At 41.1% G+C, this 25656-nt stretch carries 21 protein-coding genes; 10 read left to right on the top strand and 11 right to left on the bottom strand.

Going from position 1 to position 25656, the window contains the following annotated elements; genetic code table 11:
- The first annotated feature begins 67 nt into the window (after positions 1–67).
- A complete protein-coding gene (locus tag L3V41_RS00355) occupies positions 68–748 on the top strand; it encodes a DUF3334 family protein (protein ID WP_062569379.1) in 681 nt (226 codons plus the stop codon).
- 79 nt (positions 749–827) lie between these two features.
- On the opposite strand, the gene L3V41_RS00350 is transcribed toward L3V41_RS00355, so the two are convergent.
- Positions 828–1220, bottom strand: coding sequence for a hypothetical protein (locus L3V41_RS00350; RefSeq protein WP_193987480.1), 393 nt, complete (start codon positions 1218–1220; stop codon positions 828–830).
- A 304-nt stretch (positions 1221–1524) separates the two neighbouring features.
- Here L3V41_RS00350 and L3V41_RS00345 point away from each other — a divergent pair, with 304 nt between their 5' ends.
- Positions 1525–2535, top strand: a complete 1011-nt coding sequence (locus tag L3V41_RS00345; protein WP_237126991.1) for a DUF5924 family protein — start codon at positions 1525–1527, stop codon at positions 2533–2535.
- A gap of 31 nt (positions 2536–2566) precedes the next feature.
- On the opposite strand, the gene L3V41_RS00340 is transcribed toward L3V41_RS00345, so the two are convergent.
- Positions 2567–3061: a YgjP-like metallopeptidase domain-containing protein gene (locus L3V41_RS00340; protein ID WP_062569375.1), complete on the bottom strand. Its 495-nt coding sequence runs from the start codon at positions 3059–3061 to the stop codon at positions 2567–2569.
- A gap of 13 nt (positions 3062–3074) precedes the next feature.
- Complete coding sequence (locus tag L3V41_RS00335; protein WP_062569374.1) at positions 3075–3923, bottom strand: DUF72 domain-containing protein; 849 nt, start codon at positions 3921–3923, stop codon at positions 3075–3077.
- A 227-nt stretch (positions 3924–4150) separates the two neighbouring features.
- Here L3V41_RS00335 and aspS point away from each other — a divergent pair, with 227 nt between their 5' ends.
- The 5 genes from aspS to L3V41_RS00310 all read left to right on the top strand — a co-directional run bounded on the left by aspS (position 4151) and on the right by L3V41_RS00310 (position 8154).
- The gene (gene aspS, locus L3V41_RS00330; protein WP_130150157.1) at positions 4151–5920 is read left to right on the top strand and encodes an aspartate--tRNA ligase; all 1770 of its coding nucleotides are present in this window, start codon (positions 4151–4153) and stop codon (positions 5918–5920) included.
- Positions 5921–6024: 104 nt separating this feature from the next.
- Positions 6025–6231 (top strand): hypothetical protein, encoded by a 207-nt coding sequence (locus tag L3V41_RS00325; protein ID WP_237126990.1) that lies wholly within the window; start codon positions 6025–6027, stop codon positions 6229–6231.
- Positions 6231–6818, top strand: coding sequence for a pentapeptide repeat-containing protein (locus L3V41_RS00320; RefSeq protein WP_237127263.1), 588 nt, complete (start codon positions 6231–6233; stop codon positions 6816–6818). Before L3V41_RS00325 ends, L3V41_RS00320 begins: the two co-directional genes overlap by 1 nt.
- Positions 6819–6845: 27 nt before the next feature.
- Positions 6846–7442 (top strand): GNAT family N-acetyltransferase, encoded by a 597-nt coding sequence (locus L3V41_RS00315; protein WP_237126989.1) that lies wholly within the window; start codon positions 6846–6848, stop codon positions 7440–7442.
- Positions 7429–8154 (top strand): alpha/beta hydrolase, encoded by a 726-nt coding sequence (locus L3V41_RS00310; protein ID WP_237126988.1) that lies wholly within the window; start codon positions 7429–7431, stop codon positions 8152–8154. Before L3V41_RS00315 ends, L3V41_RS00310 begins: the two co-directional genes overlap by 14 nt.
- Before the next feature lie 45 nt (positions 8155–8199).
- Here L3V41_RS00310 and L3V41_RS00305 read toward each other — a convergent pair whose 3' ends face one another.
- Positions 8200–9405: a bifunctional alpha/beta hydrolase/OsmC family protein gene (locus L3V41_RS00305; RefSeq protein WP_237126987.1), complete on the bottom strand. Its 1206-nt coding sequence runs from the start codon at positions 9403–9405 to the stop codon at positions 8200–8202.
- A gap of 240 nt (positions 9406–9645) precedes the next feature.
- On the opposite strand from L3V41_RS00305, the gene L3V41_RS00300 reads away from it, so the two are divergent.
- Positions 9646–10488, top strand: a complete 843-nt coding sequence (locus L3V41_RS00300; RefSeq protein ID WP_062569368.1) for a 2OG-Fe(II) oxygenase family protein — start codon at positions 9646–9648, stop codon at positions 10486–10488.
- A 58-nt stretch (positions 10489–10546) separates the two neighbouring features.
- Here L3V41_RS00300 and L3V41_RS00295 read toward each other — a convergent pair whose 3' ends face one another.
- The 6 genes from L3V41_RS00295 to L3V41_RS00270 form a co-directional block, all read right to left on the bottom strand.
- On the bottom strand, positions 10547–12607 hold the full coding sequence (locus tag L3V41_RS00295) for a TonB-dependent receptor (RefSeq protein WP_237126986.1): 2061 nt from the start codon (positions 12605–12607) through the stop codon (positions 10547–10549).
- 45 nt (positions 12608–12652) lie between these two features.
- Complete coding sequence (locus tag L3V41_RS00290) at positions 12653–13801, bottom strand: alpha-hydroxy acid oxidase (protein ID WP_237126985.1); 1149 nt, start codon at positions 13799–13801, stop codon at positions 12653–12655.
- Between the two features lie 16 nt (positions 13802–13817).
- Complete coding sequence (locus tag L3V41_RS00285; RefSeq protein WP_237126984.1) at positions 13818–17114, bottom strand: FG-GAP-like repeat-containing protein; 3297 nt, start codon at positions 17112–17114, stop codon at positions 13818–13820.
- A 3-nt stretch (positions 17115–17117) separates the two neighbouring features.
- Entirely contained in the window at positions 17118–17579 is a 462-nt protein-coding gene (locus L3V41_RS00280; RefSeq protein WP_237126983.1) for a hypothetical protein, read from the bottom strand.
- A 12-nt stretch (positions 17580–17591) separates the two neighbouring features.
- A complete protein-coding gene (locus L3V41_RS00275; protein ID WP_062569363.1) occupies positions 17592–18251 on the bottom strand; it encodes a Rieske (2Fe-2S) protein in 660 nt (219 codons plus the stop codon).
- Positions 18252–18337: 86 nt separating this feature from the next.
- Positions 18338–20125, bottom strand: a complete 1788-nt coding sequence (locus L3V41_RS00270; RefSeq protein WP_083515314.1) for a PQQ-dependent dehydrogenase, methanol/ethanol family — start codon at positions 20123–20125, stop codon at positions 18338–18340.
- Between the two features lie 467 nt (positions 20126–20592).
- Between L3V41_RS00270 and L3V41_RS00265 the strand changes: the two genes are divergently transcribed.
- On the top strand, positions 20593–22572 hold the full coding sequence (locus tag L3V41_RS00265; RefSeq protein ID WP_237127262.1) for a sigma-54-dependent Fis family transcriptional regulator: 1980 nt from the start codon (positions 20593–20595) through the stop codon (positions 22570–22572).
- Between the two features lie 210 nt (positions 22573–22782).
- Complete coding sequence (locus tag L3V41_RS00260; protein ID WP_237126982.1) at positions 22783–23985, top strand: hypothetical protein; 1203 nt, start codon at positions 22783–22785, stop codon at positions 23983–23985.
- 79 nt (positions 23986–24064) lie between these two features.
- On the opposite strand, the gene aldA is transcribed toward L3V41_RS00260, so the two are convergent.
- Positions 24065–25504 carry an aldehyde dehydrogenase gene (gene aldA, locus L3V41_RS00255; RefSeq protein WP_237126981.1) on the bottom strand — a complete coding sequence of 480 codons (1440 nt, stop codon included), beginning with the start codon at positions 25502–25504 and terminating at the stop codon, positions 24065–24067.
- Positions 25505–25656 lie beyond the last annotated feature (152 nt).

The following is a 25656-nucleotide window of genomic DNA, read 5'->3' as shown; positions in this document are numbered from 1 at the left end:
ATAGTCAGTGATAAATTCAGTAGCTTGGCTAGAATTATCAATAACAAGTACAAAAAAGAGAAGTTTAATGACTAAAAGCAAAGTGATCAGTACCGAAGATATCTTATCAACTCTGTGTCATTCAGTAACCGGCGTATTGTCATCAGCAAGTGGTAACAATATTAGTTATTCTGCGATGGTGCAAAAAATTACCCGTACCTGTATGCGCCCAGATATTGGCTGTTTTGTATTGTTCGATGGTGGCTTTACAGGCCTAGTTGTTACTAATTTCACAGCGCAAGCAGCTATGGAAATCTACCATGACTATATGCGTAATATGGGGATGCCAGAAGATGAAATTGCGCAAAGCCATTTATCAGATGATGTTGCTAATGTATTAGGTGAGCTGATGAACCAAATTGTGGGCGACTTTACCTCTAAGGTAAGAGAGCAGCTGCATACATCAATCACTCAAAACCAACCTAAAATGATGGCGATTAACAAGCAGGTGCAAATCTCCGTTGATACCACCATGGATAGACCACAAGCTCGCCGTGTAACATTCACCACAGCGAAGCAAAATATTTTCTATCTAGAACTAGCGATGGATAAAACAGAATTCATCAAACTACATGACTTTGATATTTCAGAAGCCGTTGACCCTGACGACATCATCGAAAACGAAGCCAAACAAAAAGCTGAAAAGCAAAAAGCATCATCACAAGTTGATGACGCAGATGATGATTTTATGGCAGAGCTAGGTTTGTAACTTAACGACTTTAGCTTTCAGCTGTCAGGTAAAATAGAGGCGCGGTTTAAACCGCGCTTTTTATATTTAGTGTAGGGTGTTATAACACCTTCTGTAACCAGGTTTTGTCATCCACTTTTAAGTAAATTGCACTGGTGTTTTCTGAAGCCAAGAATATTCCGTTAGGAAAATTAGTTACTCTAAAGTTAAACTTTTCGGTTTGTATTAATGAAAAAATTGAAACATATAAATCGTTTTTTGAAACTTGAATCTCTCCCTTAGACTCTAAAATAGTTAAGGTCATTTCAAATGCTTCATCGGGGCTCATTGATGAAGTTATTTTACTGGATGAAATTGCTTCTGCACCTCGACATTCTGAATGCAAAGTGGTGTCACCTAGTTGCATTGACTCTGCACATTGCTCTGCTTTGACACAACCAATAAAAAGTAATAATAAAAATAGTGCGAGAGTGTGTTTAATTTTAACGAGCATGAGCTACCTTATTCTCTTCAATTGATAAATAACCACCAATTTTGCCTCAATACGATTGTCCATTCATAATCTTTAATTACATTTGCATGATTCTTCTAAAGCGCAAATAAAGTTCAAAAAGCCACTATAAATTAAGTGAATAATGATTCGTAACAGAGGGGCTATTAACACGTATCGGAGAAAATATTGTTAATTGGTTATTTAAAGATATCTACTATATTGTATTAATTTGATTAAGCTTATCATCCAACATTCATCCAATTTATGCTTTAATCACATACTCTTAAACGGATTTTATGATTGCATGAATTACTTAAAAGACTTTATAACAAAATTTGTCATAGCAATGCAAAAGCGCCCAGGTCTGATGGCAGTGTTGGCTTTTTGCAGTGGGGTTGCAAGCTTTATATTCGTTGAGCGAAAAGAGTCATTCTCGCAAGTTATTTCTATACTTTTACTTGTAAGCTGGGTTTGGTTAATTCTAGATAACTGGTTACGGGATAAAGTTGAACAGCAATTTGGTTTGGCTGTGTCTCCCAATTTTATGCGTTTTGCATTACAGGTTGTGCAGCAAGAAAGTTTATTTTTTGCATTGCCGTTTTTTTTAGCGGTAACAACGTGGGATCACCCACAGGCTGCATTTACTGGTTTAATTGCACTGTGCGCGTTTATCTCTGTTGTTGATCCGCTTTATTATAAAAAACTCGCTAAACACAGTGTGTTATTTACTGTTTTTCACAACTTTTCGTTATTTGTTGTAATCTCAGTTACTTTACCTATTTTATTCCAACTTACCACCAGCCAGAGCTTTGAAATTGCGCTCATCACAGCTGTTATCTTTACCATACCAAGCTTAGGTAACTTAATGCCTAATGCAAAATGGTGGCGTTTCCCATTACTTGTCTTGCTATTAGGAGCGCTTAGTGCAGGTTTGTGGCAGTTACGTAGCTTTGTGCCGCCCGCGGCACTGCGCTTAACCGATATGAGCATGTCGTATCACCTTGACGAACAAGCCCGTAAGCCAATAGAGCCGATTCAAAAATTAACCGAGCATGCTTTACACCAAAAAGGTCTATATAGCTTTAGCGCTGTTAAAGCCCCGCGAGGCTTGAATGAAAAAATTTACCATGTATGGGTGCATAATCGTAAAGAAGTTGAGCGTATTCCATTAGAAATATCGGGTGGACGAGAAAAGGGTTATAGGGCATGGAGTCATAAAACGAATTTCCCAGCAGATTCATCTGGCAAATGGATCGTTAAGGTGGTTACAGAATCAGGGCAGCTAATTGGTCAAATAAGGTTTGAAGTTGAATAAAGTGCTGCCGATTTTACTTAAGCTTAACACTCTAGTAAGGATTTTTTCCTTCACCTACTAATACGCTGAATATTCTTAAATCCAGTTCTAGTTGATGGTATTGCGGCTCCATGTGGCAACAAAGTTGATAAAACGCTTTGTTGTGGTCTTTTTCTTTAAAATGAGCCAGTTCATGTACGACGAGTGCCTTGAGAAGTGGCTCAGGTGCGCGAAGTAAATCGCTATTAATTGCTAGGTCGTGTTTACGGGTTTTACCTTGCATACGAAAAGTATGGGTACCTAACGCATTAGTGACCATATCTCCTTGTTTTTTGAACGCGGCACGGCTAAAAGGTAGGGCGTTTTTAAGATAACGCTTTTTTAGCTCAGTGGCGTAACTGTATAAGGCTGTGTCGCTGGTAATACTATGTGCATCAGGGTATTTGCCCTTGAGGTAGTTTGCAGCTTTGTTGCCATTAAATAGTTGTAACACTTGCTCAATAATATGGGGTGGGTAACCTTGAAAATAACGGCTGTAATCTTTCATATGCACTCTGAGATTAAAATAAACTGCTTTGGCTTGCTTCGCGTTCACCTATAAAAGGCGCAAGCACGGGGTGATTGTAACCTAAATCTTGGCAAAACTGTCTTGCTAAAAGTGGCGACTGGCGATTATCTGCGGTATGAAAAAATACATAAGGTGATTTACCTTCTTCGAGCCACTGGTTTATTTTTTTTAGCCAAGGTTGGTAATAGGATTTGTATTCGTGCTCTAAGCTTGCAATAACAAAACGCACCAGTGGGTTATTGTTTGTAGCGATTGCATGCACAGGTAAATGAGGCTTTTTCTTTTGCGCATCAATGAGTGCATCGGTATCGGCGGGTACAGCAAATAAAGCGCGAGTATCCATGCTTATGCGGTCTATATTATTTTCAATTAATAGCTGATTTAAACGAATTTCAGCATCTCCTTTTTGGAAAAAGGCAGGGTGACGAACTTCTACGCCGTAATTAAGCTGTTTTGGTAACAGGGCAATAAAGTTAGTCAGTAGTGGCAGGGCATTCGGGCCAAAAGCACTGGGTAACTGCAACATAATTTGCCCTGTTTTGGCAAAAATTGGCTCAAATAAGCTTAACCATGCGTTCAACTCACTATTTACATTAGTCAGTTGTAATTCGTGACTAAATCGCCGATGAAACTTAAAAGTAAATTTAAAGTCTTCGGGTACTGCATCATGCCAGCGTAACAATGACTCGTGACTTGGGTCAGCATAAAAACTGGTATTACCCTCGACTGAATTAAAGCATTGCGCATACTCACTGAGCATGTCGGCGCTTTTACAGTGACTAGAGAGTAAGTTTCCTTTCCATGCGGTGCTAGACCACTGCGGACAACCTAAGTACAGCATTAAATCAACCAATAAATTTAAATTCGGGCTAGTGTACCAAAAGAAGTGTTTACTCAGAAGTCGGGACGTATATTTAGCCCCTGACAGGCACTGCTGGCACTCGCATTTTACGATGGTTTGGGTATAATGCTCTGCCTTAAATGATTACTTTGTATAGTGGCTTTTGCTCTCAAAATAGCGAACTCTTAAGAGCAGGCGGCTATAAGTCTTTAACTGACAGGAATACTATGCGCTCTATATATTGCGGACAGCTAAATAAATCTCACGTAGATCAAGAAGTTGAACTATGTGGTTGGATCAACAAACGTCGTGACCTTGGTGGCCTTATTTTCGTCGATTTACGTGACAGAGAAGGTCTAGTACAAGTTGTTTTTGATCCTGAAGTAGAAGGATTAATGGATACTGCTAATAAACTACGTCAAGAGTTTTGTGTGCAGTTAAAAGGTGTTGTTCGCGCACGCCCTGATAGCCAAGTAAATAAAGACATGGCAACAGGTGAAGTTGAAATTTTAGGCACAAGCTTAACTATCATCAACCGCTCAGAGCCATTACCACTTGATTTTAATCAGCAAAACTCTGAAGAGCGCCGTTTAAAATACCGTTACCTAGATTTACGTCGTCTTGAAATGAGCGACCGTATTAAACTTCGTGCAAAAGCGAGCAGCTTTGTGCGTCGTTTCTTAGATGATAACGGTTTCTTAGACATTGAAACACCGGTACTGACAAAAGCAACACCAGAAGGTGCGCGTGACTACTTAGTACCTAGCCGTGTTCACAAAGGTAGCTTCTACGCTTTACCTCAGTCGCCACAATTATTTAAACAATTATTAATGATGTCGGGTTTCGACCGTTACTATCAAATTGTTAAATGTTTCCGTGATGAAGACTTACGTGCTGACCGTCAGCCAGAATTCACGCAAATCGATTTAGAGACGTCATTCATGAGCTCTGACGAAGTGCGTGCAATGACTGAGAAAATGATCCGCGAAATGTGGCAGTCATTATTAGACGTTGATTTAGGCGACTTCCCAGTAATGCCTTACAGCGAAGCAATGCGTTTATATGGTTCTGATAAACCGGACCTACGTAACCCAATGCAACTTGTAGACGTTGCTGATTTAGTAAAAGACGTTGAGTTCAAAGTATTCTCTGGTCCTGCTAATGACGAGAAAGGCCGTGTTGCTGTATTAACTGTACCAGGCGGTGCTGAGCTTTCTCGTAAACAAATCGACGACTACACTAAATTCATCGGTATCTATGGCGCGAAAGGCCTCGCATGGATGAAAGTTAACGATCGTGCTGCGGGCGTTGAAGGCGTGCAATCACCAATCGCTAAGTTCTTAAACGAAGAGGTGATTAACCAGTTACTTGAGCGTACGAACGCACAATCTGGCGATATCATTTTATTCGGTGCTGACAAGCGTAATGTTGTAAACGAAGCAATGGGTGCACTACGTCTTAAGATTGGTGTTGATTTAGGCATCACTGATCTAGATAGCTGGAAACCTTTATGGGTTGTTGATTTCCCAATGTTCGAAGAAGACGACGAAGGTACATTGCATGCGGTTCACCACCCATTCACTGCACCAAAAGGTATTTCTGCCCAAGAGCTTGAAGCAAACCCAGCAGGTGCATTATCAGATGCATATGACATGGTCTTAAACGGCTACGAAGTTGGTGGTGGTTCGGTACGTATTCACAATGCAGATATGCAAGAAACAGCATTCAGAATCTTAGGTATCGAAGCGCAAGAGCAACAAGACAAGTTTGGTTTCTTATTGGACGCACTTAAATACGGTACACCACCGCACGCAGGTCTTGCGTTTGGTCTTGACCGTTTAGTTATGCTGTTATGCGGTACTGATAACATTCGTGACGTTATTGCTTTCCCTAAAACTACTCAAGCATCATGTTTATTAACAGATGCACCAAGCAAAGCAAATGCAGATGCATTAACTGAGCTTGCCATTGATGTTGTAGCGAAAGACACTGAATAATTCATAATAAACTGAATTATAAGGTTTAATGAAAACCCTAAGGTGTATGCCTTAGGGTTTTTTTGTGCTTAAATGTTTATAAATATGTTCTTCAAGGAGTGGGCATGAGTGTAAGTGGAAGCTTCATCGGTTTTTTCATTTTGATTTTAATCCCGTTTTTTGCCGTTATTAGCTATTACTTAGGTAAACGTAAAACGACAACACCTGTAATCGTCGCCATAATCGGTGGGCTTTTAGGTTTTATGCCATTATTTGGCCTAATTTTTATTGCTGTACTGGCGCTTAAAAAAGATATTGAGTCGAGCGCGTGATCAAAAGTCATTCACTTTATTTTGAACACACCTTTGAGGTTAATTTAGCGGGCCAAACGTTTTCACATTGCGAGTTTGAGCAATGTGAATTTATTGACTGTGACTTTAGCAGTAGCCAGTTTGAAAATTGCCGATTTATAGAGTGTGAGTTCAAAAACTGCAATTTAGCTGCGCTTGGGCTGAGATACACTTCACTCGAAGAGGTCAGTTTTAAAGAGTGTAAATTAACCAGTGTGCGTTTTACTGATGTTGATTGGCCGCTACTTGCCAGCCGTGCTCCAGCGAGTTTTATTAGTTGTGAACTTAGCTACAGCAGCTTTTTTGAACTGAGTTTAAAGGCATTAAAAATGCGCAGCTGTTTTGCCAAAGATGTTGATTTTAGACATGCAGATTTATCATCTGCTGACTTTACTGACACTGATTTTCGTGACAGCTTGTTTCAACAAACTAATCTCAGTAACGCTAATTTTATTGGTGCCAGCCATTTTGCCATTGATATAACTGCTAACAACATCAGCAAAGCTAAATTTGAGCGCTATGCAGCTCTGGACTTACTCGCTGGGCTCGATATAGAGCTGGTGGATTAAGCTTTATTACTAAGAGGGTTAAGTAAGATGATGAATTTAAGTCCTATCACCTTGGAAGGGCAATTTGTTAAATTAGTGCCGTTAACAAGTGAGCATCGCGATGCTTTAGTAAGCGCTGCTACGGATGGAAAGCTTTGGGAGCTTTGGTTTACCTCGGTGCCCAATGAAGAACGTGTTGACGATTACTTAAGTATGGCGTTTGAACAACAGTCACTTGGTCGCGCATTACCATTTGCTGTCATCGATAAACACACAGGCACCGTGATAGGCTCAACCCGTTTTTGCAATATTGATAGTAAAAACCGACGCTTAGAAATTGGCTATACTTGGTATGCCAAGCGTTTTCAGCGTACTGGGGTTAATACTGAATGTAAAAAACTGCTGCTGACTTATGCATTTGAAACACTTAATGTGATTGCCGTTGAGTTTCGTACTCACTGGCATAATCAGGCTTCGCGCAATGCCATTGCTCGCTTGGGAGCGAAACAAGATGGGGTTCTACGTAATCACCAAATTATGGCCGATGGGTGCGTTCGTGATACCGTGGTGTTTTCAATTATTGATGGTGAGTGGCCTATGGTTAAACGCAGCTTAGAATTCAAATTAGCGCATGTTAAATATTAAAAAGGCAGCGCTAATGCTCGCTTTAACTCTTAGCGGGCAAACAGCGTTTGCTAATCAAACAAAGACGCTGTTCGATACAGAGCGAGCGCGCCATATTCCGGTGACTATCACAGCAGCCGATAGCACATGCACGGTAAAGAAAAAGTGCCCAGTGGCGTTTATTGGTGCAGGGTATGGTATGGCACATACAGACTATCAATTTGCCCAGCAAGTTTTTCATCAGCATGGTTATTTAACGGTTGAAGTTGCACATGAATTAAAAGGCGACCCGAGTTTAAACCCTGAGCCGCCATACATGACCACACGCATGGAAAACTGGCACCGTGGTGTACAAACCCTTGAATTTTTAGCCACAGAACTTGCAAAGCGATATCCTGCGTATGACTTTAATCAGCTTACTTTATTTGGTCACTCAAATGGGGGGGATATTGCAGCATTATATGCCGCTATTTATCCTGCGAAGGTTTCTAAGCTTATCACCCTTGATCATCGACGTATGCTGATACCCCGAAACAAACATATTGCTGTGCTTACGCTACGTGGTAGCGATTACCCAGCGGATGATAGGGTGTTATTAACGGATGAGGAGCTAGCTGTGTATCCTGTAACGCAAACTGTAATTCCTAATTCTCGCCATAACGACATGTATGATGGCGGGCCGAAATGGTTAGTTGAAGCGATGACAAAGCAACTGACGCTTTTCTTAGAATAAACAGTTAGGTAGAGTTAGCGCGTTATTTTCTAACGCGCTAATAGGTTATTTATTTACGAGCTCGCTAATCACCAATGGATTGTTATGAAGTGTTTTATGCACGGGGCACTTATCTGCTATTTCGAGCAAACGTTGTCGCTGTTCATCCGTAAGATCACCTACTAGCGTAATTTTACGCGTGATTGCTTCTAGCTTATTGTTGTGTTCACAATCATCGCAATCTTGGTGATAGTCACGTGTATGATTAAGCTCAACTTTAATATGCTCTAACGGTAAGTTTTTGCGGCTAGCGTACATTCTAAGAGTCATTGATGTGCAAGCGCCAAGGCCTGCAAGTAAGTGGTGGTAAGGGTCGGGCCCTAAGTTACTACCCCCTACCTTTAATGGTTCATCAGCAAGCCAAGTATGATCTTTTGTACTGACATATTGGGTAAAAACGTGATCTTTTTCTTCAACAAGTACACTGCCATTTAATAATTGAGCCGTGTAACTTTCTTTTTCATAATCAATATAACGCGTTGCCCATGATGCGATTACCCCTGCAGCATAATCAGCATCCACTTTGTTGCTGAGTAGATGGTCGGCGTTATCTAAACTTATAAAGCTTTTAGGATGTTTCGCTGAGGCGTAAATTTTTTCTGCCTCGCTAATATCAACGGTTGTATCGATAGGGGAGTGCATCACTAATAAAGCACGTTTTAATTTACTGATATGGCTTCGATCATACTGTGCTATGTCATCTAAAAATTGCTTTTTAATGGTAAATTCACGACCTGCCAAGTTTACTTTTGCTTTTCCTTGGTTGTTAATTTCATCTATTTGGGCTGCAAAGTTATGACTTACATGCTGAGCATCCGATGGCGCACCAATAGTCACAATGGCCTGTACTTCATTAATTTTATCAGCGGCTGCAAGCACTGCAGCACCTCCCAAGCTATGGCCAATGAGTAACTGTGGTGCTTTAAAGTTTTCACGTAAATGCTCTGCTGCGGCGATCAAGTCTTGGATGTTGGAGGAGAAATTGCTGTTAGCAAAATCACCATCGCTATTACCTAAACCGGTAAAGTCAAAACGTAACACGGCAATTCCTTGTTGAACTAGTGCGCGGCTTATTCTGGTTGCAGCTGCTATATCTTTTCCACATGTAAAGCAGTGAGCAAATAGAGCGTAAAACTTTACATCGTTTGCAGGGTACTCAAGTTGTCCTGCAAGTGTTAACTCACCGCTATGAAATGCTATTTTTTTGCGCATGATATAAACCCTACCTTTATTTAATATTTAAGAATAGACCCGTTGAACTTGTTTTTACTTTTGAACTTTTCCAAAATTTTTGCAGTGGTTGATCTGTATCAAAACTAAGGCGTTAACAAAACAGGAGCGGACATAAGTCCTTATGTTTTTACCTGTGTTTCTCTATCCTCGCGAAGCGCTATAATGAAGAAATGCTAAGCTTAGCACAGACTTCTAGAACCTTATTCACTGGAAAAGACAATGCAACATTTACCTACCGTTGATTATAAAGCGAGCGATGCGGCCGCTCAATTTGTTGAGTCACTAAGAAACACAGGTTTCGGTGTATTAAAAAATCACCCAATCCCTCAGTCATTAGTTGAGTCTATTTACAAAAATTGGCAAGAATTCTTTAATTCTGAGCAAAAGCATGAGTTTTTATTTTCAAAAGAAACACAAGATGGTTATTTCCCACCATCAGTGTCAGAAGTTGCAAAAGGCTTTACCGTTAAAGATATTAAAGAGTATTACCACGTTTATCCAAAAGGCCGTGTTCCAGCACAGTTAGAAGAAGAAATCCGTGAGTACTACCGTTTAGCGAATGAGTTTGCAGCGACATTATTAAGCTGGGTTCAAGCTGAAGCACCAGAAGATGTGCGCGCTAAGTTCTCTATCGACCTTAAAGATATGATTGCTAACTCTGAGCAAACACTTCTGCGTATTCTTCACTACCCACCAATGACAGGTGATGAAGAGCCAGGCGCAATTCGTGCTGCTGCACACGGTGACATCAACTTATTAACTGTTTTACCTGCGGCGAATGAGCCAGGTTTACAAGTCCAAAAAACAGATGGCGGTTGGTTAGACGTACCATGTGATTTTGGTAACCTGATCATCAATATTGGTGACATGTTACAAGAAGCGTCAGGTGGCTACTTCCCATCGACGATTCATCGCGTGATCAACCCTACGGGTAAAGCGTCTACGAAATCACGTATTTCGTTACCATTGTTCTTACACCCGCGCCCTGATGTTGTTCTCTCTGAGCGCTACACAGCCGACAGCTACTTACAAGAGCGTTTACGTGAGTTAGGCGTAAAGTAATTGTTTAAATTTAAAAAGGTGGATTAAATAATCCACCTTTTTATTAAATGAGACCCTTTTAGAATTTTGCGCTCAGACCAAAATATAGATTACGTTCAGGTGCTGGCTCAAAGTAACCGCGTTGGCTCACATCTCTATTAGCATTTGCGTTAATACGTACATTTGCAAAATAATCTTTTGAGAATAAGTTACGTATCCCCGCTTTTATAGATACAGAAGGCAATAGCGAGTAGGAAGCGCGTGTGTTAAATAGCCAATTTTGTTTTATTTGTGTGTCGTTACTATTTTCGGCATAAAACCGACCGGTATAACTCGACTCAAATTCAATTCGCCATTTATTAAACTGCCAGTTAATTTGACTGACCCACTGTTGCCTTGGTAAGCCAGGCATACGATTTCCGTCTACATTATCACCACTTAGTGGAGTGAAGTTATCGAATTGATAGCGAGCCAATGTCAGCGCATTTCGCCACTGCCATTGTTCATTGAGTTGCCACTCTAAAGCTAACTCGAGGCCTTTTCGGTCAGTTTTTCCTGCGTTTTCGAAAAACCTGAGGCCGTCAATTTCGTAGGGAATTATTTCATCGGTCACTTTAGTTGCAAACAAAGTGATGTCGTATTTAATGTCACTCAACTCGCCTCGAACACCTAACTCACGGCTTAAAGAATCTTGAGGTTTTAAAAATGGGTTAAAGCCTGCACCTTGTGGGTTGGCAAACTCTGTAAAGGTTGGTGATTCATAAGAGGTGGCTAAATTAGCATACCATTGATGCCTTAGACCCAGTCGATAGCTAAGCCCTAAATTGCCATTCCACTCATGATATTTACGTTGACCTGAACCAACACCACTTTGCGCTAAGTGAGCGTCAATTGACATTTTTAAATCATCATAGCGTACCCCAGTGGTTAAAATTACGGCGTCGTTAAGGTGCCAATCTACAATACTAAAGGCACTCATTGACCTTGCTTCTTGTAGTTCATCAACCGTTTGCCCTGTTATTTCAGCGTTAGGGGAGACGCTAAAGCGTTGCCGGTCATCCTCTTGCTTACGTATTTCAATACCCGATGTGTGGCGAATCGGTCGTTTATTTGCTCGTAAGTCTTGGGTTATTTCAAAACTACTTCCATAAAACCAGCGATCGTAGGCAATTAAACTACTGCCAGGAAATGGCAGTTGTTGTTCAAAATCGCGATGGGTTGCAAATAGATTAACCATCCACTGGGTATTATCGAACGAACTATCTCGTAAAGTTAAACCTAGGGTTTGTTGCTCGACCTGCTGTCCACTGCCTAATCGTTTGGCCATGAAAGTGGCTTGACGTCGATTTTCATTAACTTGGGTTCTTGTTAGCCCACCTGGGTCTTCGGATGTTGGCATATCCATGAGTGAAGTGATTACAGTGAGTGTTTTACTGTCGTTAATATTCCAAATAAACTTACCGCGCAAAGTGGTTTTTTCAACCTGACTTTGCTCTCGATAGCCATTAAAGTTGAGATGGCTTGCACTGATATAGGCACTGCCAGTGTTGTTGCTGGTTCCTGCTTGTGCGTTTAACTTATATAAGTCATCACTACCGACATCAAGGTTTAGAGTGACACCTTTGAATGTTTCGCCATTTTTTGTACTGATATTAATTGCCCCTCCTGCGCCGTTACCGTATTGGACGGTTGCTGCGCCGCGAGTCACATGTAATTGGTCTATACCGTTAAGTTCAATATCATCTACTTGAGTTTGCCCATCGGGTAAAGTGTAGGGGATATTATCTACGTGTAATTGCATTCCTCTTACACCGAACGGTGCGCGAGAACCAAAGCCACGAATAGAAATACGTAGATTTTGCGCAAAATTATAGCGGTTTTGAAAGTACACACCAGGCACAAATTGCAGAGCTTCATCCAACTGTAAAGCTTCTTGTAGTTGAAATTCACGTTGCCCATCAACAAGTGTGACAGCTGCGGGAGTGTTGTAAAGTTCCCTTGGTAATCGAGACGCGGTGACATCAATAATTTCCAATGGCAGGGTGTGTGATTGATTAGCTGCAAAAGCGTCGACGGGTATTGACCAAGCGCACATCATCGCTGATAAATACAAAGATGTTTTTTTATAATTAAGGGCCATGATTGACCTCCTTTGTGTAAATCTTGTTGTATTTAGGGGGTTTGATTAGCGTCGAAATTTAACGTGATGTCGTTGTAATTGACTGATGCTGGTACAGCCCATGAGTTTCATATCTCGCTCAATTTCACTTTGCATCAAACCAAGTACTCGCTCAACGCCTGGTTGGCCTGCAGCCGCAAGTGCATAAAGATACATTCGACCAATCCCAACCGCTTTCGCGCCAATCGACAACGCTTTGAGTACGTGTGAGCCCCGTTGCACGCCGCTGTCAAATAACACATCAATGTCATCGCCAACCGCATCTACAATCTCAGCCAGTTGATCAAACGAGCTGCGTGAGCCGTCTAATTGCCGCCCGCCATGATTTGATACCACAATACCCGTGCAGCCTATTTCAACAGCGCGCTTAGCATCTTCGACGCTGACAATACCTTTAAGGCAAAATTGACCATTCCAATACTTGACCATATCTGCGACATCTTGCCAGTTCATTGAAGGGTCTAGCATATTGGTAAAGTAGTCACCGATTGAAGAGCTATTTCCTTTCATATCTATGTGCTCTTGTAGTTGCGGGAGCGAAAACTTTTCATGCAGTAAATAGTTTATGGCCCAGTTCGGCTTACGAATAAACTCCCACATACCAGACATAGTTAACCTGAAAGGAATTGAAAACCCTGTGCGTAAATCCCGCTCTCTATTTCCACCTGTAATTGAGTCAACAGTCAACATCATGACTTCAACACCACAGGCTTTTGCACGGTCCATCATTGCTTTGTTTAAATCGCGATTTTTATGAAAATAAAACTGATAAACTTGAGGAATATCAAAATTTTTTGCTATTTTCTCCATTGATACGGTGCCTAGGGATGACACGCCAAATAGGGTGCCAAATTTTTCGGCAGCACCCGCTACAGCATGTTCGCCTTGGTGATGATATAAGCGTTGCAATGCTGTTGGAGAACAATAAATAGGTAGTTTAAGTTTTTGCCCCATAACTTCGGTGCTAAGGTCAACGTGCTGAACGCCTCTGAGTACATTGGGCACTAGATCACATTGATTAAATGCTTCAGTGTTGCGTCGCATGGTTACTTCATCATCGGCACCCCCCGCAATATAGTTATAAATAGGGCTAGGTAGGCGTTGTTTAGCTAGTTTTTCAAAATCATGATAGTTAACACATTGGTTTAAATTCATATTTATCAATTCCTTTTTATTTTCGATACTTTTTAAGGTTAGCTGTTAAGTCGGTAGTGATATAAATAAATTGATTGGCAGGTACATTGGTAAAAGTACTTACTGTGTTTGTTTTATCAGGCCATACAATTTTGATCGTGTCAGCTTGTGAGGCCTGTCCTAAACCAAAGTGCAGGGTGGAAGGGGTGCCACTTAGAAAGCTTCCGCCTGCTTGAACTTCCTGTAATTGAGTTGTTTCGCCAACAGTAACGTACACTTTAGCGCCTAGTGCGCGCGTATTTTTTGTTGTATCGCGCAAGCTAATAGAAAGGTAACTGTCTTTACTTTCATCATTATGTCGATTTTTATAGAGCAAAGGAGCCTGTTGATGATTACTAATTACAATATCGATATCGCCATCCCGATCATAGTCGACACACGCAACGCCTCGGCCAGAGAGTTGATCGCTAATGCCCCAAAGTTTACTTTGTTCTGTAAAGGTGCCATCTTGATTTGAAATGAATAAGCGGCTGTGTGTTTTTTCAAACTCAGCCATAGCGAGTTTTAGTTTTTGATAAGCGCGAGGGTTAGCAAAGCGTTTGCTTAACTGTTTGGGCAGATCAAAACCATTAACATGAAATAGGTCTAGCCAGCCATCGTTGTTAAAATCGGCAAAGCATGCTCCCCAAGCCCATAACCCTTTGTCTACACCCGCTTGTTCAGTGATATCTATAAACTGATTATTTTGGTTACTGTATAGACGATTACCTATCACTCCCCAGCTACCTTCAGGGTGACCATTTGGATCCCAAATACTGCTTACAAACCAGTCTAATGAGCCATTGTTATCAAAATCAGCTATGGCTGCGCCCATTCCATTTTGATCATGAATCGTGTGTTCATGCGTCACTTTTTCAAACCGCCCATTTTGCAGGTTTTTATAGACTTGGCTGGTTTCAAAGTCCGCAGTAAATAATAAATCTAGCCAACCGTCATTATTAAAATCCGAAAAATTAGAGGTAAAAGTAAAGTCGGTACTTCCTATCAAATCAAGCAAACCAGCTGTCTCATCTTGCGCTTGAAATGTCAGCGTATTTGCTTGGCTTGTGTTTTCCCATAAGTGATTAGGAAGCTGTCCACCAAGGCCTGGCCCACGCCAATGGTTGGTTAGCATATCGATATCCCCATCTTTATCATAGTCGGCAAAAGCGAAAGACCAGCTAGTAAGCTGGGTATTCAAACCAATATCATGACTCACTATAAAGCTTTGTTGCTGCTCATTAAGATAGAGAGTAGGGCTTTGATGGTGGGGGTGTTTGTTCACTTGACTGTTAACGGAAGGTAGGTGAGGATGAAGTAAGTTTGAGGTGAAAATATCTAAATCACCATCGCCATCAATGTCCACCATCGCTGCACCATTGGATAGCTCCTTTTGGGTAATACCCCAAGAGCGACTAATATCTGAAAAATGCCCATTACGCTGATTTTGATATAGTTTATCAGGGGCGCCGTCACCTGTAGGAAAAAAGATGTCAGGCCAGCAGTCACCATCTATGTCACCCATAGCAACGCCGCCACTAAAAAGTAGCCGTTGCGCTGATGATAGGGTGTAGTTTTGCCAAGTTATGTGGTGTTGATGACTTATGCCAACATCCAGTGATACTTCATCAAAACGTTTTGCAGCATTCGTGTTTTGAGGTGCGATTGAAGCACGGGACTTACAGCCAAATTCCATATCACTTAATAATAACGCCGGCTTAATATTCGCTTTGTCGAATGACATTTGCGGCAAATTACTTTCTGTGTGAGATATTCTGCTTATTGGCTTAGGCGGCGCTGTAAAGCGTTTAAAGCGTGCGTTTAAACGGTGTATATCTGGTGCTTTATCCGTTTCCGTGGGCACCCATTGAGACATACACTCTCGACTATTGATGCAAGGGTCGGTGAGGCTATTTAAAAAGGCAATTAAATCAGATAGCTGAGCGTCAGATAAGGTAATGCCTGATGCCAGTAAGCTGACTCCTTTTTGTTGTTCATTTTGTAATTGCTCTAGTGCACGGTGAGAATTGAGTTTGCTATTTGGTAACAAGCTCGCGACATAACTTAGTTGTGGATTGTCAGCAAAGCTGTAATCAAAATTCTGCAACGACTTGGCAGGATCAAGGTGGTGCTTAATAATCGACTCTAAATTTATAAATGCACCAGAGTGAGTGTAGGGTGCTGTTACTGCAACATTTAACAGGGATGGCGTTCTAAATTTATAGCGATCGTCGTCTTTTTGTGTAACTCCTCGTCGACCGTAGTCTTCCCCATTAGGCTGTTTGCCGCGACCTACCTGTACCGCAGCAATATTGTGAAATTTCTCGTCAGAAAAAATAGGGGGCGTGTGACATTCTATACAGCCAGCACCACCTTGTTTAGCTGACTTCAAGAATAACTGTGCCCCCCGTTTTTGGCTGGGAGTCATTGCATCACTCTCTCCGTTAAGGTAATTAAACCATGGAGTGTTAATTAATAGTTGGGTTGATTGGTAGTAAGAAATTGCGGTTGCAATATTCTCAAAGGTAAAAAGCTGTTCTGGTGCGGCATGTAAATCATTAAAGGCATTGCGAAATAGCTTAAGCCATTGTTGGTTTTTATCGTGTTGCTGTAAGCGTTTTGTTAGTTTGTGTCGGGTGTCTTCATTGGTGCTGGCAGCTGCGAATGTATAGCCTCGCATTTCATCACTTGAAACAACAGGAAAACGAGCTTGTGTTGCGAGTAAGTTTTTTCCTGCTAACTGATCTCCTTGCCATAAATTACTGTCAGGGGTGCGGTGAGGTAGAGGGGTATCCGCTATGCGAATATCATTTTCAAGTACAAAAATACGGCCATCATAAAACATGGCTTCTTTGTACAAAGAAGCATTAATAATTGTTTGTGAATGCCGTGCTACATTCGGAGCACCATCTGCTTTTGGATCTGCTGAGCGTTGCCAGTCATGCCAGCGGCCTGGGCCAATTATATCCTCATCATAGGGGGCTTCACCTATGGGTAGGCTAAGGCTGTCACCGCCTGCTAGATATGGGTGGTGACAGCTTGCACAGGCTACATCTTGATTGCCACTTAACGCTTTGCTAAAAAATAACTCCATTCCTAGTGTAAACATGGGTGTATTCAAACGAGGAGCGGTTACATCAACTGTTAACGTATAGCTCTCATTTAGGGTGTTTAGCAGTTGCTTAAGTGATTGTTCTTCTTCATTTTCTTTGTTACTTGCCGCTGAGTAATTAAACAAACAGGCTGCTGCTAAAGCGCTTAGAGTAAAAGCAAGGTAATAATGTGTGTCTTTCATTGCTTACTCGCTTTGCATCACAAGATCAGTACAGCTATTACTACTAAAAAGTGCATTGTTAGCAAGGCGTATTTTTAGGCTTTTAGGTGTTGCTTGTATGTGATTTATTTTAACTTCGCCTTGATAAATGCTTTTTGTTTCACCTACTTCTACGCCGATATTTCTACAGTTAGGACTGTAATAAGCGCTATAGTGGGGTGTTTGCAACTGTTTGTTTTCAAATACTGTTATTACGCCTGTGCCACATTCAGCCATGGCATAAATATCGTCACCTTCAGAATAAACAAGCGTGCGCTCTTTTTGTTGATCCCTTATCCAATGGATATGTTTATCTGGTGTAAGAATATAAAAGCCTTCTTGGCAGCTCACACCGGTTATAGGTTTAGCCGCACCAAGCACTTTCATCGACATTAAAATAATGATAATTAGGGTTGTTAAATTGAGTAAATTTTTTTGAATATTCATGACGCTTCTCCATTATTTGGGTCTTTTGCCAAAACCAATCCAGCTATTAAATGTATTGGTTAGGATAATTTCATCGGCTTCAATTTTTAGCCCAATTGCAGGTAATCCTCGTGTAGCAGGACCTGACACAACCACGCCGCTATCTTTAGGATTAAAAACAGATTGGTGACAAGGGCACATGTAGTTTTTTTCATCAGCCATCCACCCGGTGACAGGGCAACCGGCATGTGTGCAAATTGCTGAATAAGCGATAACACCTTGGTCTGAAAGTTTTTTTGTTGCTGCTGAGAGTAATTCACTGGGTAACTTTTGAAGCAGTATTTGGTTGTAGCGAGAGCCATCTTTAACCACATTATTTTCAACATCGAAAGGAACAACCAGCAGAGGTTTGTCTAATTCTTTTAAATCCGACAGCTTAATAATCTGCCCACGTTTTGATTTTTGAAAGTAAGTGAGTCGATCTCCTGCTTGGGGAGGACGTCTTTCAGGTTTAGTGGTTGCATTTACCCCAGTGCTTAAAGGCAGATTAACTATTGGGATGGCGATAGCGAGATATTTTACAAAATCACGACGAAAATAATTGTCGGGGTGGTTTTGAGCTAAATCGTCATCGTTAGTTTTCTGTGTGCATGGCAAATCGATGATTTTCTTTGAAGATGCATTTTGTGTCATGAGGTACCTTTATTTTATAAAATTAGCGCCTTAGCTAGTAATACGTGAAAGCGAAAAGCATGCGGGCTTTTCGCTTAGTTGGTAAATTAATTGGGTAAAGCGAATACCCAAATCACGCCACCTTCAGGTACATCAGCAATCCACTCGCCTGATTTATCTTTCTCTGCCAGCACGCTGTTTGTCCAATGTGCATCCACACCGTAACCTGCGGTAATGGCAATGTATTGCTTCCCATCGACTTCATAGCTCACTGGTGGGGCAATAGCTGTCGAGTTAAGAGGGAACTCCCACAGCACATCGCCAGTTTGTGAATCAAACGCGCGTAAAATACGATCGTTCGTGCCTGCATTAAATACAATGCCACCAGCAGTGGATAGTACAGAGCCCCAATTCATGGTTTTGCCAAAGTCATGTTGCCAAACTTTTTTACGTGTATTGATATTCCACGCTTGTAGTTGACCAACTCCTTTTTTAGGATTGTCTAGGTAAACATCTAGATCGGGTATGTCGATACCAGCCCAGAACTGTCCTGAAGCAGGTTCAACATCATCTTGAAATTTACCAATAAAAGAATTACAAAGATTGTTGTTGGCAGGAACGTAGATGATGCCTGTTTCGGGGTTATAGGCTTCATATGGCCAGTTTTTCCCGCCCCATAGACTTGGGCAATAATCAACGCGTTTGCCTGTTACAGGCACATGTTTGTAATCATAAGTAGGACGTCCAGTTTCTTTATCTAATGATTTAAATGCGTTATTTTTTACAAACGGTTGTCCTTCGACATAGCTAATTTTCCCCTTATTGCTACGTTCTAGCCAATATAAATAACCATTACGCTGGGGAGAGACTAAGCCTTTAACCGTCTTATTACCTTTTTTGAAATTAACGAGCATAGGCGCATTCATCGCTGCCCAATCCCATGAGTCATTGTGATGATATTGGAAATGACCAACAATTTTGCCACTGTCAGGGTTCATAGCAATGGAGGAGGCAACGTATAAATTGTCCCCTGGGCGTTGATCACCTAACCAAGGTGAACCGTTACCTACTCCCCAATAAAGTACGTCCGCTTCTGGATCATAGTTACCTGGCATCCACATGCTGCCACCACCATACTTCCATGCATCTGGGCGTTTACCTTCTTTTTTCCACGTTTCGTGTCCTGCCTCTCCAGGGCCTGGTACACTGTATGTGCGCCATGCTTGTTTACATGTTTTAGCGTCCATAGCTTCCAAAAAACCACGGACACCATATTCACCGCCAGAGGGACCCACAAGAATCTTGCCCTTTACAGGTGTGGGTGCAGAGGTGATATACGCACCTGTGCTCCAGTCGCCGATTTGTGCTTGGCATACTCGCTCACCGGTTTTTGCATCAAGGGCATTTAACGTGCCATCAAGTCCTGCTACGTAAACCTTATCATCCCACAGAGCGATGCCGCGGCTAGTATTGTGCATAACAGATAAGTCATAAGGGTTGTCGTGCGTATAGCGCCAAAAAACTTGCCCTGTTTTAGCGTCTAACGCAATTACATGATTGTAAGGCGTAGAAACAAACATAACGCCATTGTTTACTTGGGCAGGGGCTTCGTGACCAGAATCTAAGTTTGTTGAGTACGTCCATACTGGCTTTAAAGACTTAACATTCTTTTTGTTTATTTGCGTCAGCTTGCTATACATCCATCCTTCATAATTGCCTTTGGGTAGTAGCCAGTCTTTTGGGTCTGCTTCATTCAGCCTTTTTTGCGTAACTGGTTTATAGTTTTTAATTTCTTTTGTGAGCTTAGTTAAACTGGCCGCTGATGCGTGTGTGTTGATCAACATCCCAGTGAATATTAAACAGCAATTTAGGTAAGTCAGATTCAAATTTGTCATTTTTTTCATTGTAACCTCTGAAGGTGTTTTAGTTTGAATGACCTTAGTACCAAATTATATGCCAACAGTTTTTAGTAATTTTAACGTTGATAACCAATTGATATTAAATAGATATTTTTATTTTGGTTGTTCTTGAGTGTATGTTTCCGTATGAAAAGAGAAACAGGTGTCGCAACATGCATGCAACAATGAGACACCTAAATAAAGAAAAATTTATAACCTGAAGAGAGGATGCTAAGAGTTTGACACTTGTCTCAAAAATAAATCAATGTGAGCGGCTTTTTTAACCGAGAGACATGTTTTTGTATTGCAAAATTATCATGAATCAAAATTAAAATAGGGTAAAAGGCGTATTGTTAGATTAAATTTCTGTGATAGTTTTAGAAACAAAGACTGAGGCTTTTATAGTTCCAGCCTAATGCTGCTACTTAAATTGCCCGACAACAATAGAACGGAGTAGCAAGGTGATGAAACACACTCCACACCCTATGGACGTTAGTAGTGCTCAGTCGTTTATGTCCACAGAATTTCAACTACGTAACATTCAACCATCTAAATATATCGCGCGATCATGGAAGCGAAGTTTGCTCAATTATGGCTTAGACCCTTATGCGTTTAATGAAGTTGAGGTGCTTTCTTCCAGCGAAATGCGATCGCAACTCCAGCTCAGAGAGACCTTTTTAAATACGGGGAAATGCGGCCTTGTTGGTTTGGCTAATCGTATTGCTGATGTAGGTTACTCTGCAATTTTAACTGATGCCACAGGCTTAACCTTAGCAACGAGTTTATCTACTCAAGAGGAAAGTTTGAGTAAACAGTCAGGCTTACTCATAGGTGCAAGGTGGGCTGAAAACCAAGTCGGTACTAATGGCATTGGTACATGCCTTATTGAAAAAGCTCCTTTGATCATTCATAAGGCTGAACATTTTTATGCAAGTCATAAAGAGTTAAGTTGCTCCGTTACACCTATTTTTGATCCCATGGGAGAGTTGCTAGGTTGCTTAAACGCGTCGTGTATTGGAGCTGACCAAAACAAGCACCATCAGCTTATGACACTGAAAATGGTGATGTTATATGGGCGCATGATTGAAAATAGCTATTTGCATACAAGCTATAAAAACCAACTCATATTAAGTATAAAGTCGGCTGAAAGTTTTTTTGATATCACCCAAGAACAACTCATCGCTATTAATGAGAAAGGGACAATTATTGGTGCAAATCACGCGGCATTTTTTTATTTTATGTCTCATTTTCAATCGCATCAATCGTTGCTAGGTATTAATGTTGAGCAATTTGTTGGTTTGTCTCTGGATAGTTTATTAAGTAAAACAAATGGAGGAAATAAAGCGGTTAATGTGCAACTTCCATTGCTGTCAGAAAACGTTGAATTAACTTTAAAAGTGCCAAAAAGTAAGGCATTACCATTGGTGCAAGCAGAGTCAAAAGTGCATAGGAAGAAATGCACTAAACACCCGCCGATTAATGAATTGAATGGTGAAGATGCCTCTATGCAACAGCTTGTTCGTCGAGCACTTTTGGTTGCTGATAAAGACATACCTATTATGATTACCGGTGAGACAGGAACAGGCAAAGAGGCTTTTGCGCGCGCCATTCATGAATCGAGTCCCCGTGCTGATAAACCATTTGTGGCGCTAAACTGTGCCGCGATACCTGAAACACTAATAGAGAGTGAGTTGTTTGGTTATCTCGGCGGTAGCTTTACCGGTGCACATAAAAAAGGTATGAAAGGAAAACTTGAGCAGGCAAATGGCGGCACACTTTTCTTAGATGAAATAGGTGATATGCCGGTACAACTTCAAACTCGGCTATTACGAGTTTTAGCTGAGCGCGAAACTATGCCTCTTGGGGGGATTGAGCCTATCGCATTAGATTTACAAGTGATTTCTGCAACACACCAAGATCTAAAAACACTTATTGAATTAAAAGAGTTTAGAGAGGATTTTTATTATCGTCTTAACGGTATGGTTTTAAAGTTACCAGCACTTCGAGAACGGTCTGATAAATCCTTTATTATTGATAACATACTCGAACGAGAATGCGTGGCGGTGCATGGTTTGAGCATAGCCGATGATGCTAAAAGAGCACTTGAATCTTATTTTTGGCCTGGCAATATAAGACAACTGATTAGCGTAATTAAGTATGCGGTAGCGGTGTGTGAAGGAGCTGAAATAACCATTAATTGCTTTCCAGATGATTTAATCGAACACTTTTCTTCACTTACAGATCATAAAACGGCGGGCTCTTTTAAAAAGGAAAAAGCCTTAGCTAAATTTACTGCCTGCCATGAAGAGCAGTTACTAATTGAAACGCTTAAAAAACATCGTTGGAATATAACGTCTGTTTCTGAAGAGCTTAATGTGTGCCGTTCTACAGTGTATAGAAAAATGGAAAAGTATAAGATTGTTCAGCCTAATAATGCTTGCTAAAAGTGGTTTTTGTTTGCTGTCGATGTATGTAGCAAAATGTGACAATTGACCTGCGACATTAGTTTGATTTTAAGGAATTAAACTGAATACGCTTCAATGTGTTTAAAGTAAAAAACACTTTAAAATCAATTTGTTGTTTGTTTTTATTTCAATGGCATAGTCTTTGCCATCCCTTATGTTCGAAGTACACTTCATAAGGGAAACATAATAATGAAATTAAAAAAAATAGCAGTAGCAACGTCGTTGAGTTTAGCTTGTTTTAGCGCTATGAGTGCAGAAAATTGGCTAGACCGAATTGAATTGTCTGGTGGCATTATGCAAAGTTGGCAAACTGGGATGGAAGTTGAGGGGGCGGCAGCAGATCCAGGCAATGCTAAAACTGACTCAGGGTTTCATCGCTTACGATTTGGCCTCAATATTAATGCACAAGTCACGGAGCAACTTTCTATTTTTGCTGAGCTTGCTGAAGAGCCAAATGATTGGAATGATGGCAGCGCGAGTATCAGTCAAGATTTAGCGTGGATCCAATACCAGATTAATCAAGATGTAGGTGTGAGGCTTGGTAATGTTGTTTCGACCACACAAAACTTTTTGCGTTATTCCGATGGCGCATCAGTGCAAACTAATCCGTTTGTGGGAAATAGTCTTGTTGATATGATCACTGCCGAAGAAGGTATCTGGTTTTATGGTGTACATGAATTAAATAATGGCAGTACAGTAACTTGGGATGGAACTATTTCAGTACCTGATTTTTTTGCAGATTTTTCAGATAATCGGGGGTACAACCTTGGCTTACGTGGTACTTATAATTTAGCTAATGGCCTATCGTTTGGCGCAGGTGTTTTTTCTACCAATCATGAAATAAGTGCGGTTACAGGCAAATCTGCGGGGTCGTTAATTGCGGTTGGCGACGGTGATAATTATCAGTTTGCCAGCACAGCCCCTAATGCACGAGCTACACATCCTCTCATTGTGCCTGGGGTAGATGCGTTTATATGGCAAGCTGACATTCAATACATGACTGACTCTATTTTACTGCATGCTTTGTATGGTCGAGCCGAGGACGATGTTAGTTGGGCTAATGGGCAGGGTAGTTTTCAGACTAGTTACATTGAGCAAGAGTCAGAAATGCAATTTTGGTCTATTGAGGGTCGATATACTTTTAACAAGCATTTTTATCTAGCCGCTCGCTATGCTGAGTCTGACAACGAAAGTGGCAATATCAACAATAATAATACCGCGACTCGACTCCAAGTTGGAGGAGGCTGGTGGATGAATGATTCCACCTTATTCAAATTAGAGTATGTTAGACAGGAAGAAGAACAATTTTCAGGGGGAGGAACGGCGTTATTTGGGGTTGGCGACGGTACAGAATGGGATGGTGTTATTGTCGAAGCATCAGTTAGCTTTTAAGCTTAAGTGAATGGCTTTAATGATTCCGTATTAGCCGCAACATGTGTTGCGGCTTTATTTTTTGATAAATTAACTTAAATTAGTTCTGTATATACACGACGTGTGTTTGCGTAAATTCATACAAACCGTGTTTGCCATCAGCGCCACCAATTCCTGATTTTCTGGTGCCTGCATGGAAGCCTTGTATAGCTTCAAAGTTTTCTCTATTTATATAGGTTTCACCATAATTAAGTAATTCTATGGCACGCATAGCTTGGTTAAGGCTTTGAGTATAGACAGAAGAAGTGAGTCCGTATTCTAGTGAGTTTGCAAGTTCAATGGCTTCTTCTAAACTGCTAACGATTTGAATGGGCAGTACAGGACCAAAAATCTCTTTGCGCATAATTTCCATATCGGCATGGCAGTTAACCAACACAGTGGGTTGGTAATGGTAGCCACTGTCGGTGTCGGCTACCTTTGCGCCAGTTGCCACTTTTGCACCCTCTGCAATAGCTTGTTCAACCATACTGGCTACTTTATTTAAGCAAGATTTATTAACCAGCGGGCCCATTTCGATATCAGGGTCTAGTTGTGGGTCGCCATAACGTGTTGATGCCATTGCATCGGATATTTTTCTAATAAACTCATCAGCAACCTTCGCGTGTACATAAACAAGCTCGGCGCAATTACATACTTGTCCTGTGTTAGTTATACGTGATGCTTTGATGGCACTTACAGCAAGATCTATATTGGCATCATCAAGCACAATTGCGGGGGCTTTCCCCCCAAGCTCTAAGTTTACTTTAGTGATATTTTTTGCTGCGGCAGACATAATAACAGAGCCCGTTTCTACACTCCCTGTAAAGCTAATCATGTTTATATCTTCGCTAGAGGAAAGGGCTTGGCCAACATTTCGCCCTGATCCGCATACCACATTAAACACACCTTGAGGTAAACCAACTTCATCGAGGAGCTGGGTGAATTCAAAGCAGTTATTGGGGGTTTCTTCACTCGGTTTGATGACAATGGTATTCCCAGTAATTAAAGCGGGTGCCATCTTCCTTACAATGAGAAAAAAGGGGAAATTCCAAGGTAAGATACCGGCAACAACACCTAGCGGCTTTCTGAATAGAAAAATATTTTCTCCTTTTCTATCACTGGTAATTATCTCGCCTTCGATATGTCTAGCCCAACTCGCCATATAATCGAGGTAGTCGGCAGTGAAGTTGACTTCTACCCTCGCTAGGCTCAATACTTTACCCTGTTCTTGGGTTATCACAAGCGCGAGCCGATCAATGTTTTGCCGTATTTTTTCAGCAATTTTATGAAGGTATTGCGCACGCTCAATTGCGGGTCTACTTGCCCACGCTGGTTGTGCTTGTTTTGCTGCATGGATGGCTTGTTCTACTTCAACCTTGTCTGCGCTGGGAACTTTAGATAATACGTCTCCGTTAGCAGGGTTCATTACTTCAATATAGTTGGCTGAATGCTGCACAAACTGGCCATTGATATAATTTTGATATACTGGAATATTAGACATAGGTGATTCTCTTAAATTAGATAAAAAAGCTTCTGACACATGGATTTAGCTAAAACGGTTGTGTCGTGCAAAGGGCATTCAGCAATCTGCGCACCATGTTTAATTATTTTTTGTTAGTAACTTCAACTATATGATTTTTAGAGTTTTTTATA

This window comes from Pseudoalteromonas sp. L21, from assembly GCF_021728035.1.
In the GTDB taxonomy this organism is placed as follows: Bacteria; Pseudomonadota; Gammaproteobacteria; order Enterobacterales; family Alteromonadaceae; genus Pseudoalteromonas; species Pseudoalteromonas arabiensis.
This window is presented reverse-complemented; position numbering and strand designations above follow the sequence as displayed.